Annotated in this window: 11 protein-coding genes; 1 reads left to right on the forward strand and 10 read right to left on the reverse strand. The window is 33.8% G+C overall.

Annotated elements, in window-relative coordinates; all coding sequences use genetic code 11:
* The 6 genes from lepB to LDL23_RS03490 all read right to left on the reverse strand — a co-directional run.
* The coding region (lepB, locus tag LDL23_RS03465) for a signal peptidase I (protein WP_291264468.1) at positions 1 to 794 on the reverse strand (794 nt) is incomplete at its 3' end.
* 36 nt (positions 795 to 830) lie between these two features.
* A complete protein-coding gene (gene dapB / locus LDL23_RS03470) occupies positions 831 to 1,565 on the reverse strand; it encodes a 4-hydroxy-tetrahydrodipicolinate reductase (RefSeq protein ID WP_291264469.1) in 735 nt (244 codons plus the stop codon).
* A gap of 44 nt (positions 1,566 to 1,609) precedes the next feature.
* Positions 1,610 to 2,098, reverse strand: coding sequence for a DUF5683 domain-containing protein (locus LDL23_RS03475; RefSeq protein WP_291264476.1), 489 nt, complete (start codon positions 2,096 to 2,098; stop codon positions 1,610 to 1,612).
* A 71-nt stretch (positions 2,099 to 2,169) separates the two neighbouring features.
* Entirely contained in the window at positions 2,170 to 3,069 is a 900-nt protein-coding gene (locus LDL23_RS03480; RefSeq protein ID WP_026724837.1) for a ParB/RepB/Spo0J family partition protein, read from the reverse strand.
* A gap of 8 nt (positions 3,070 to 3,077) precedes the next feature.
* Complete coding sequence (locus LDL23_RS03485; protein ID WP_291264470.1) at positions 3,078 to 3,842, reverse strand: AAA family ATPase; 765 nt, start codon at positions 3,840 to 3,842, stop codon at positions 3,078 to 3,080.
* Between the two features lie 159 nt (positions 3,843 to 4,001).
* The gene (locus LDL23_RS03490) at positions 4,002 to 5,129 is read right to left on the reverse strand and encodes a methionine aminotransferase (RefSeq protein WP_291264471.1); all 1,128 of its coding nucleotides are present in this window, start codon (positions 5,127 to 5,129) and stop codon (positions 4,002 to 4,004) included.
* A gap of 74 nt (positions 5,130 to 5,203) precedes the next feature.
* On the opposite strand from LDL23_RS03490, the gene LDL23_RS03495 reads away from it, so the two are divergent.
* Positions 5,204 to 5,761: a hypothetical protein gene (locus LDL23_RS03495; RefSeq protein WP_291264472.1), complete on the forward strand. Its 558-nt coding sequence runs from the start codon at positions 5,204 to 5,206 to the stop codon at positions 5,759 to 5,761.
* Between the two features lie 3 nt (positions 5,762 to 5,764).
* Here LDL23_RS03495 and LDL23_RS03500 read toward each other — a convergent pair whose 3' ends face one another.
* From LDL23_RS03500 to LDL23_RS03515, 4 genes are all read right to left on the reverse strand, one after another.
* A complete protein-coding gene (locus LDL23_RS03500) occupies positions 5,765 to 7,051 on the reverse strand; it encodes a restriction endonuclease PLD domain-containing protein (protein ID WP_291264473.1) in 1,287 nt (428 codons plus the stop codon).
* Between the two features lie 3 nt (positions 7,052 to 7,054).
* Positions 7,055 to 8,284, reverse strand: a complete 1,230-nt coding sequence (locus LDL23_RS03505; protein ID WP_291264474.1) for a DNA cytosine methyltransferase — start codon at positions 8,282 to 8,284, stop codon at positions 7,055 to 7,057.
* Positions 8,281 to 8,502 carry a helix-turn-helix transcriptional regulator gene (locus LDL23_RS03510; RefSeq protein WP_231835056.1) on the reverse strand — a complete coding sequence of 74 codons (222 nt, stop codon included), beginning with the start codon at positions 8,500 to 8,502 and terminating at the stop codon, positions 8,281 to 8,283. Before LDL23_RS03510 ends, LDL23_RS03505 begins: the two co-directional genes overlap by 4 nt.
* A gap of 139 nt (positions 8,503 to 8,641) precedes the next feature.
* Positions 8,642 to 10,000: methylmalonyl-CoA mutase family protein (locus LDL23_RS03515; RefSeq protein WP_291264475.1), on the reverse strand; the 1,359-nt coding region annotated here is incomplete at its 5' end.

Genomic DNA, 10,000 nt, shown 5'->3' on the forward strand with positions numbered 1-10,000 from the left:
CTAATTTCTATTTTATCACCAGGAATTGCCGTACAACGTTTTACGTAGTTGGTTTTTTTATCGATAGGTTTATCATATCTTTTATCTGCTGCTTTGTACATGTGAAACAAAGTATCTGCAGGCCAGTTAAACACCACAATATCATTACGCTCAATTTTTTGTAATGCAGGAAAACGGAAATAAGGTAATGAAGGTTTTGCTAAATAGGATTTTGTTTTAATAATTGGTAAAGTATCATGAACCATTGGCGCAGCAATAGGTGTGATTGGAGTTCTTGCTCCGTAATGGAATTTACTCACGAATAAAAAGTCGCCTACCAATAACGATTTTTCTAATGAAGAGGTTGGGATCGTATATGGTTGAATAAAATAGGTATGAACTAAAGTAGCAACTACAACGGCAAACGATAACGAACCTAAAGTATCCATTGTTTTGTTTGGCGCTTTTAAATCACGATTGGCATGATAAGTTGTTTCTTGTGTGTAATTTACATAAGCGATGTAAAATCCTAAGGTAACTACACCTAAAACCATGTCTAAGGTTGATTTTTTACCAAAAGTTCTTAGGGTTTCAATCCAAATAATTGGAAATAAAAACAAGTTAATAACGGGAATAAAAAGCAATAAAATCCACCATTTCGGGCGGTTGATGATTTGCATTAATACAATTCCGTTATAAACAGGAACAAATGCTTCCCATGCTTTTCTATTTGCTTTTACGTATAATTTCCAAGTTCCAATTCCGTGAATTACTTGAACTAATAAGATAAATAGTAACCAACCTGATATTTCCATTTTTAATATCGTTTACTTGTTAAATTGTGTAATTGTTTATTTTGAGGTTAAACCCAAAACATCTTTCATAGTGAAAACACCTTTTTTTCCAACTAACCACTCGGCTGCAACTACAGCTCCTAAAGCAAAACCTTCTCTGCTGTGTGCCGTGTGCTTAATTTCGATTTGGTCCACTTCGCTGTCATAAAAAATACTGTGTGTTCCAGGTACGTTTTCAATACGTTTTGCTTCAATATGAATTTGCTTCGCCTGTTCGCTATTGCTCGAGTCATTACTAATTGGAGTTTCTAATGTCCAATTGGCATAATTGGTATGTTTGATAACTCCTTCGGCTAATGTAATTGCTGTTCCGCTTGGTGCATCTAATTTTTGAGTGTGATGAATTTCTTCCATTGAAACTTTGTATTGTTTCAAGTTGGCCATCATTTTAGCTAAATATTCGTTCAATTCAAAAAACACGTTTACACCTAAACTAAAATTAGAAGCATAAATGAAACTTCCGTTTTTTTCTTCACACAATTGAACCATTTTCGGATAATCGGCTAACCAACCTGTAGTTCCTGAAATAACGGGAATTCCATTATTTAAACATTCTGAAATATTTCCTACGGCACTATCAGGAACACTAAAATCGATAGCAACATCGGCATTTAGTAAACCTTCAAATGTATTGTCGTGATCTTTCTTTAATACGATGTCATGTCCTCGTTCTAAAGCTATTCTTTCAATAACTTTTCCCATTTTTCCGTATCCTAAAAGTGCGATTTTCATAGTAGTTAGTTGTTGGATTTCTTGTATTGTTACCTAATTTTTTGTTAAAAACTATAGGTTAATGTCATTCCGTAGTTGAATTTGTAATCAATTTGATTTTGATTCATATCAGGTTTTAACGAAAGATTATCATTAACGTTAAATTGCATTAAATGTGCGTCAATATTAGCATCAATGATATTTAAAATATAAATTCCAGCGGTTATTAATGCAGACAAATCTCTATTTCTTTGATGAAATTTTTGAGCACGAATTAATCGATCATTATCTAATCCACCATAAATTGGATGATCAGGATCTGAGGTGCCGTCTAATCTTCTTTTGTACTCGTTTCTATAATCATGATATTTTTTTTGATTCCAAGTGTAAGAATAAATTCCAACACCTAAGCCAATATAAACAATAGGAACTTTCCAATATTTTTTGTTGTAAGCTTGTCCAAGTCCAGGAACTAAAGCCGAATAAAAAGCCGCTCTAGCAGGACGATTAGGATCAATAACGGCTTTCACTGTATCTTGCGTTTTCAACGTCATTTCCTCTTGCGCTCTTCCTTTAAAACTTAGAAAAAGACAAGTCAAAATAAATATGTAGTGCAGCTTTCTCACTAAGAGTTTATTAATTTTAAAATGCGATTAAAGTCTTCTTCAGAATGGAAAGGAATCGTAATTTTTCCTTTTCCGTTTCCTGCTACTTTTACATCTACTTTTGTTCCGAAATAGTTAGCAAACGCTTTTTTCTCTTCTTCGTTGATGTCAAACGAGTTACCTTTTGCAGGTTTAGCAGTTTTTGGTTTTAAACTATCTTGATAATTTTTAACCAAAGCCTCTGTTTCTCTTACCGAAAGATTCTGAGTAACGACTTTATGGTAAATATCGCTTTGAATATCTTGATTGTCAATGTTAATCAACGCTCTTCCGTGTCCCATTGAAATAAAACCGTCACGCATTCCTGTTTGAATGATTGGATCTAATTTCAATAAACGTAAATAATTGGTAATCGTAGAACGTTTTTTACCTACGCGCTCACTCAATTCTTCTTGAGTTAAATTGATTTCTTCGATTAATCTTTGATAGGAAATGGCAACCTCGATTGGATCTAAATCATGACGTTGGATGTTTTCCACCAAAGCCATAACCAATGATTCATTATCATTAGCCAAACGAATGTAAGCCGGAATCGTTTTTAATCCGATTAATTTAGAAGCACGCAAACGACGTTCTCCCGAAATTAATTGGTAATTATTAAAATCTAATTTTCTAACAGTAATTGGTTGAATTACGCCTAATTCTTTAATCGATTTGGCTAATTCTTGTAGCGTTTCTTCGTTGAAATTCGTTCTAGGTTGAAACGGATTAATCTCAATCGATTCGACATCTAATTCAATAATATTTCCTACAACTTTATCTGCGTTTTTGTCCTCAACCGATTTAATATCGTTCTCCGGATCTTTCAATAAAGCCGATAATCCTCTTCCTAAGGCTTGTTTTTTAACCGCTTTTGTCATCTTCTTTATTATTGATTTTTCTTAATAATTTCTTCAGCTAAGTTCAAATAATTAGTCGCACCTTTACTTGTAGCGTCATAATTAATGATACTTTCTCCAAAACTTGGAGCTTCGCTCAATTTGATATTTCTTTGAATGATTGTTTCAAAAACCATGTCGTTAAAGTGTTTTTGTACTTCTTCTACCACTTGGTTCGATAAACGTAAACGAGAATCGTACATGGTTAACAATAATCCTTCAATATCTAAATTTGGATTGTGGATTTTTTGGACACTTTTAATCGTGTTCAATAATTTTCCTAAACCTTCTAAGGCAAAATATTCGCACTGAATTGGAATAACCACACTATCAGCTGCAGTTAAAGCATTCAAAGTTAATAAACCTAATGAAGGCGCACAATCGATTAAAATATAATCGTATTTATCTTTTACACTTTCCAATGCTGTTTTTAGCATGTACTCGCGATTTTCTTTGTCAACTAATTCAATTTCGATAGCTACCAAGTCAATATGAGCTGGAATCACCGAAACGTTTGGTGCCGAACAAGAAACGGTTGCTTCCTCTGGAGTAGCACTATGCTCTAGAACTTGGTACGAACCAATTTCCACACTTTCTACATCGATTCCTAAGCCCGAACTCGCGTTAGCTTGTGGGTCAGCATCGATTAAAAGTACTTTTTTTTCTAAAACACCAAGAGAAGCTGCTAAGTTAACAGATGTAGTTGTTTTTCCTACACCACCTTTTTGATTGGCAATTGCAATGATTTTACCCATTTGATTATTGAAAATTTTAAGCCGTAAAAATACAATTATTTATGGTTTTTTCAAGGCAATTTTGTTAACAATGGGTTAAAGTGTTATTTGGCTGAATGTTAGCTTGTTTTTTTGTTTTAAAATGACTTAAAACTTCAAAATGAAACCAATTTGAAGGATTTAAATTTGATTTAGTTTTTCAGCCGCTGCCATCAAAGTTTCATCGGTTTTAGCGAAACAAAAACGTAGCATGTGTCTATCCGTGTTATCATTATAAAAAACAGAAATTGGAATGGAAGCCACACCATGATTTACGATTAATTCTTTAGCAAAATCCACATCGTTTTTATTCGAAATTTGGTTGTAATTCACCACTTGAAAATAGGTTCCATCACAAGGCATCAATTCAAAACGACTGTCTTTAATTAGGTTTTGAAACAAATCGCGTTTGCGTTGGTACATTTTGGAAACTTCACTAAAATCAACCACATCCAAGTATTCTGAAATAGCATGTTGCGAAAAACTATTCACACTAAACACCAAAAACTGATGCACTTTCTTCATTTCGTACATAAGATGTTCAGGAGCAATTAAATACCCAACTTTCCAACCCGTTACATGTAACGATTTTCCAAAAGAAGAAGCTATAATCGTTCTTTCGACTAATTTTGGACGTGTATTAAACGAAATATGCGGTTGCGAAAACGTAATATATTCATAAACTTCGTCTCCCAAAACTAGGATTTGAGGATGTTTTTCTAAAATGGTTTCTAAAGCTTCAAAATCTTGTTCGGTCCAAATTCTTCCCGTAGGATTGTGCGGATTGTTGATGACAATCATTTTCGTTTTAGTCGAAATTGCGCTTTCAATTTGGTTGAAATTGGGTGTGTAATCATCGTTTAATGAAACACGAACAGGTTTTCCACCTGCAACTAAAACCGAAGGTTCGTAACTGTCATAACTTGGATCTAAAATCAATACTTCATCACCTTGATTAACAAACGTATTAATCGCTGTAAAAACGCCTTGTGTAGCGCCAGCGGTAATCAACATTTCGTTTGCTGTATTGACTTTTCTATCGTATTGTTTTAAGGTTTGATTCGCAATTTTTTCCAATAACGAAGGCAAACCCGCCATTGGCGTATATTGGTGAATATTATCTCGAATAATACGTTCCGATATTTGCAACAAACGTTCGTCTTCTGGGAAATTGGGAAATCCTTGCGATAAATTAATAGCGCCGTGTTGATTCGCTAATTGCGACATTACGGAAAAAATACTGTTGGTGATGCTAGGTAGTTTTGACATGAAACAAAAATATAAAAAATATACACGCTCTAATTTCTTCAAATTACTTTATTTTGTGATTTAATTCTGAGATTTTGAAGATAATCATATTAACACCGATGGAAATTGAGCGAGAAAAAGTCCTAAACGCTTTAGCTCGAATTCCCAATTTGAATCATACGTACGAAGTAATCGTTTCTGGAATTGGTCGTGAAAGTACGGCTAAGGCGATGATGCAATTGCCACCACACGATATTTGTGTGTTAATGGGTTTTGCTGCTGTAGTTGGAAAAGAAGCCCATTTACCCGATTATTTGCATTTAGGAAAACCTGTCGAAATTACCAATGCCTCGCTATACGGTTACGAAGGTGGCTTGTTTGAAAACGGAAAACCCATCATCACCGAAAAGCCAAAGCTAAATTTACCTTGTTTGTCTTCTTTAACTTCCGATAAGTTTGTAAGAACAACCGATTTAGCCGAAAAAACGGTTGTAAATATGGAAGATTACACGTTTAAATATTTGAAAAAACCACAAGATTTTATCGTGCGCATCATCTCCGATTTTTTACCTCACGAAACCGAAATCGACTTTTTTGAAGAAGTGAAAAGTATTGATTTTTTGGAAGGTGTGATGGCGGTGGATGGGGTTTAAATTTTAATCCTCATCTGCAGAAATAGGTTCATCGTTCATAAATGCTTCAAAGGATCCAATTGGAGCAAAATCAATATTTATTGTCGAATAATCATCTTTTTTACGCCATAATCTAACAGAATCTGTGCCTTTTTTTTGTAACCATTCAAGGGTTACTGGTTGTCTCTCTTTTAAGCCTAAAACGTCTACAAGTAGCCACTGTCCTAGAGCGGATTGCCCATATCTTCTGCCGTTTTCATCATATTCTGTATTGCTTCCAGATTGAAAGTTTTTCATATTGTCACCAGTTAACAAAGCGGGAATACGTTTGCCGTTAGGTAATTGTAGGTGAAAACGAACTTCTGGATTATCGCTTTCTTCATTTTTTCTTTTTTTGATAATGTCTAAAATATCATTGCAGAAAAAATTTGGTTTTTTTCTATGAAATTCTATAGGAACTGGTAAATAAACTTCATTGAGAGGTCTCGGTGTATTACCACTTTTTGGCGCTCCATTCCATGCGTTCAATCCTGATTTTCCTTCAACTTCTTTACTTTGATATGAATATAATGGCAAATAAGCCTCAATTATATCAAGTTCAATTTCTTTTGAAGAATCTATTAATTTAAAATATGCTTCTAATAAAAATGCAAATGGGTCTTCAATAATTTTTACATCAAATTTTTTAAGTAATAGTGTATTGTATTTTTGAGAATCGAATTTTTGCCATATCTGAGAGTCACCAAAAGTGTATTTATAATCTTTATATCCATCTGACCAAGAAAAAGATGTTGGAGTAGGGTTGAAATCCTGTAGCTTGTTAAGATTAATTAATGGATATGCGCATTCATTAATTATAAAACGACCTTCATCTCTTGTTACATAATGATATATGTTTTTGTCTTCTGATAATCCTAAACGATTATAATCCCTTATCATTTTTTCGTTCTTAAGTTCAGAAATTTTATATGCTAAAGAATGTAAATCTCTTCGATGTTGATTTATTTCATTTTGATTACTTTTTAGTTGCATTACTTTCTGAAATGATGGTTTGCTTCCCATCCAAGTTTTTAACCCAATGCCAATTCTATTTTCTCCAAAAACTGATAGTACATCATGTGGAGTGTTCGCAATATCTACATTTTGGCTTTTGAATATTTTGGCAAAAACAGTTTCTTGAAACTTTGAATCAAGATAAGGTATCATGTCGCCTTGTTTTTGACGAAATAAATTAGTCAATGCTCCATAAACTTGTAAGAATTGAATGTATTCTTTTCTCTGTTCTTCAGAATATTGTTCCCAAACACTCATAGATTATAAAACTTTTAATATTTCCTTACTAATTCTCTCAATTAAAGGAGTTGTTACAGAATTACCGGCTTGCATATACAATTTGCTATTTGCAATATTTGGTAAGATATATTTTTCAACAGGATAACCTTGAAAAGCAAAACATTCTTTCGGTGTTAGTTTTCTGATTCCATAATCATCTAAAACTAAAGGAACATTATGACCGCCTGCTCCCATATTTGCCGTTAATGTTGGACAAACATTACTTTTGTTTTCTCTAACATAAACCCTTCTCCATTGATATATTGTATCTTTTGAAGTCATCGTTTTTATTAATTCAGGATAATATTGATGATCTTTATTATAGTATAAATTCTCTGCTTGTTTTCCCTTTTCCAAAATATCATGAATAGTTCTTGTCAAAGGAATAGCTTCAGGAAACTTGAAATCTATATGATTTTTTACCTGTTTTGGGTCAAAAGCAACAATAAATATTCTTTCTCTATTTTGAGGGACATTTGCATGAGTTGCAGAATTTAGAACCTTGGTGTATGCTTTGTAGCCTAATTTTTCTTCTAAAATTTCAAGAATAATTTTGAAAGTATTTCCTTTATCATGAGAAACAAGATTCTTAACATTTTCTAAGAAAACAACTTTAGGTCTTCGAGTTTCAATAATTTTTTCTAAATCAAAAAATAGTGTTCCTCTTGTGTCGTGAAATCCTTTTTGATATCCTGCAATTGAAAAAGCTTGACAAGGAAATCCAGCACACAAAATATCAAATTCTTTTGGAATATAGTTTTTAGTCACATCTTTGGTTATATCTCCGAATGGTACTTCTCCAAAGTTAGCTTGATATGTGATTTTTGCCGCATCATTCCATTCGCTAGTGTATACACATTTACCTCCAACATTTTGCAAGGCTATTCTAAAGCCACCAATTCCAGCAAATAAATCAATAAATTTAAATGTATAATTTTCAGGAGTTGGAAAAGGCACATCTTCAACTTCAAAAAGTAATTGTTGTAATGCTACGTCAGAAACAAGCGATGTATTTTCTTCTTGATTTTTATATTCAACGATTTGATCTAAAAATTCTTTTGCTTCTTTCTCAAAATGAGATTTCACTCCATTTCTATAATTATGTAAGTAATGAGTTAATACAGCTTTTCTATTATCGTCTTCTTCTACAAAACGAATTTTAAATTTTTTTCCGTCAAATTCATCTATTGATATTGTCTCTTTCATCATCATTTCTTAAAATTTTTATCATTGAAAAACATTGTAAAATCACTTTCTAAAGCACAAATTATTTTCTCCATAATTTCTATGGAAACATTTCTTTTGCCTTTTTCAATATCAGAAATGTAGTTTCTGTCAACATTGGAAATATTAGCTAAATGCTCTATTGAAAAGTTTTTTTCTTCTCTAAGAGTTTTAACTTTTTGTCCAAATTTTTCTTTAATATTCATGGTTATAAATTTATTGTTATGCTTACAATTGACCCGCTTACAATTGTAAGCATAGTTTCTATAGTTGTTAACAAATTTTTAGGCATAAAAAAACACCAACATTGCTGCTGGTGTTTTTTGTTTTTATATTGAGTTTAAACTACTCTTCCAATAAAACCTCTAAAATCGTAATCGCGGCATCGCTAATTTTAGTTCCAGGGCCAAAAACGGCTACTGCTCCGGCGTCGAATAAGAATTGGTAGTCTTGTGCTGGGATAACACCACCAACAATCACCATAATATCTTCTCTTCCGTATTTTTTTAGTTCTTCGATAACTTGTGGTACTAAGGTTTTGTGTCCCGCTGCTAAAGAAGAAACGCCTAAAATGTGTACGTCGTTTTCAACCGCTTGTTTCGCAGCTTCTTGTGGCGTTTGGAATAACGGACCAATGTCTACGTCAAAACCTACGTCGGCATAACCTGTTGCTACTACTTTCGCACCACGATCGTGACCGTCTTGTCCCATTTTCGCAATCATAATACGAGGACGACGTCCTTCTTTCTTCGCGAAAGCATCGGCTAATTGTTTTGCTTTTTCAAAACTTTCGTCGTTTTTAATTTCTTTACTATACACGCCGCTAAAACTTCTAATTTGTGCTTTATATCTTCCGAAAACTACTTCTAAAGCATCACTAATTTCGCCTAATGTAGCTCTGTTTCGTGCTGCTTCTACTGCTAAAGATAGTAAATTTTCACCACCATTTTTAGCGCTTTCGGTTAATTTTGCTAAACATTCGGCAACTTTAGCGTTATTGCGAGTCGCTTTGATTTGTTCTAAACGTTCAATTTGTTGTTTGCGCACCATTTGGTTATCCACATCCAAAATATGTAGCGGATCTTCTTTTTCCAAACGGTATTTGTTCACCCCAACAATAATATCTTGACTACTGTCGATACGTGCTTGTTTACGCGCAGCAGCTTCTTCAATTCTTAGTTTTGGAATTCCAGCTTCTATGGCTTTGGTCATGCCGCCTAATTCTTCCACTTCTTCAATTAATGCCCAAGCTTTCTCCGCAATTTCCGCTGTTAAACTTTCTACGTAATAACTTCCTGCCCAAGGGTCAACTGTTTTACAAATTTTGGTTTCTTCTTGTAAAAAGATTTGGGTATTACGAGCAATTCGAGCTGAGAAATCGGTTGGTAAAGCAATTGCTTCGTCCAAAGCATTCGTGTGTAACGATTGAGTTCCTCCAAAGGCTGCTGCGGCTGCTTCAACAGCAGTTCGAGCCACGTTATTAAAAGGATCTTGCTCCGTTAAACTCCAACCTGAAGTTTGGCAATGCGTTCTTAAAGCCAATGATTTTTCGTCTTTTGGATTGAATTGCTTCAATAGTTTTGCCCAAAGCATACGACCGGCGCGCATTTTTGCAATTTCCATAAAATGATTCATTCCAATCGCCCAGAAAAACGAAAGGCGAGGAGCGAACGTATCAATATCCATTCCAGCCGCTAAACCAGT

The organism is Flavobacterium sp. (genome assembly GCF_020217025.1).
GTDB lineage: Bacteria > Bacteroidota > Bacteroidia > Flavobacteriales > Flavobacteriaceae > Flavobacterium.

Excerpts from the sequence above, each read along its gene's own strand:
- dapB (WP_291264469.1), bottom strand. The coding sequence starts at position 1,565 with ATGAAAATCGCACTTTTAGGATACGGAAAAATGGGAAAAGTTATTGAA.
- LDL23_RS03475 (WP_291264476.1), bottom strand. The coding sequence starts at position 2,098 with ATGACGTTGAAAACGCAAGATACAGTGAAAGCCGTTATTGATCCTAAT.
- LDL23_RS03480 (WP_026724837.1), bottom strand. The coding sequence starts at position 3,069 with ATGACAAAAGCGGTTAAAAAACAAGCCTTAGGAAGAGGATTATCGGCT.
- LDL23_RS03485 (WP_291264470.1), bottom strand. The coding sequence starts at position 3,842 with ATGGGTAAAATCATTGCAATTGCCAATCAAAAAGGTGGTGTAGGAAAA.
- LDL23_RS03490 (WP_291264471.1), bottom strand. The coding sequence starts at position 5,129 with ATGTCAAAACTACCTAGCATCACCAACAGTATTTTTTCCGTAATGTCG.
- LDL23_RS03500 (WP_291264473.1), bottom strand. The coding sequence starts at position 7,051 with ATGAGTGTTTGGGAACAATATTCTGAAGAACAGAGAAAAGAATACATT.
- LDL23_RS03505 (WP_291264474.1), bottom strand. The coding sequence starts at position 8,284 with ATGATGATGAAAGAGACAATATCAATAGATGAATTTGACGGAAAAAAA.
- LDL23_RS03510 (WP_231835056.1), bottom strand. The coding sequence starts at position 8,502 with ATGAATATTAAAGAAAAATTTGGACAAAAAGTTAAAACTCTTAGAGAA.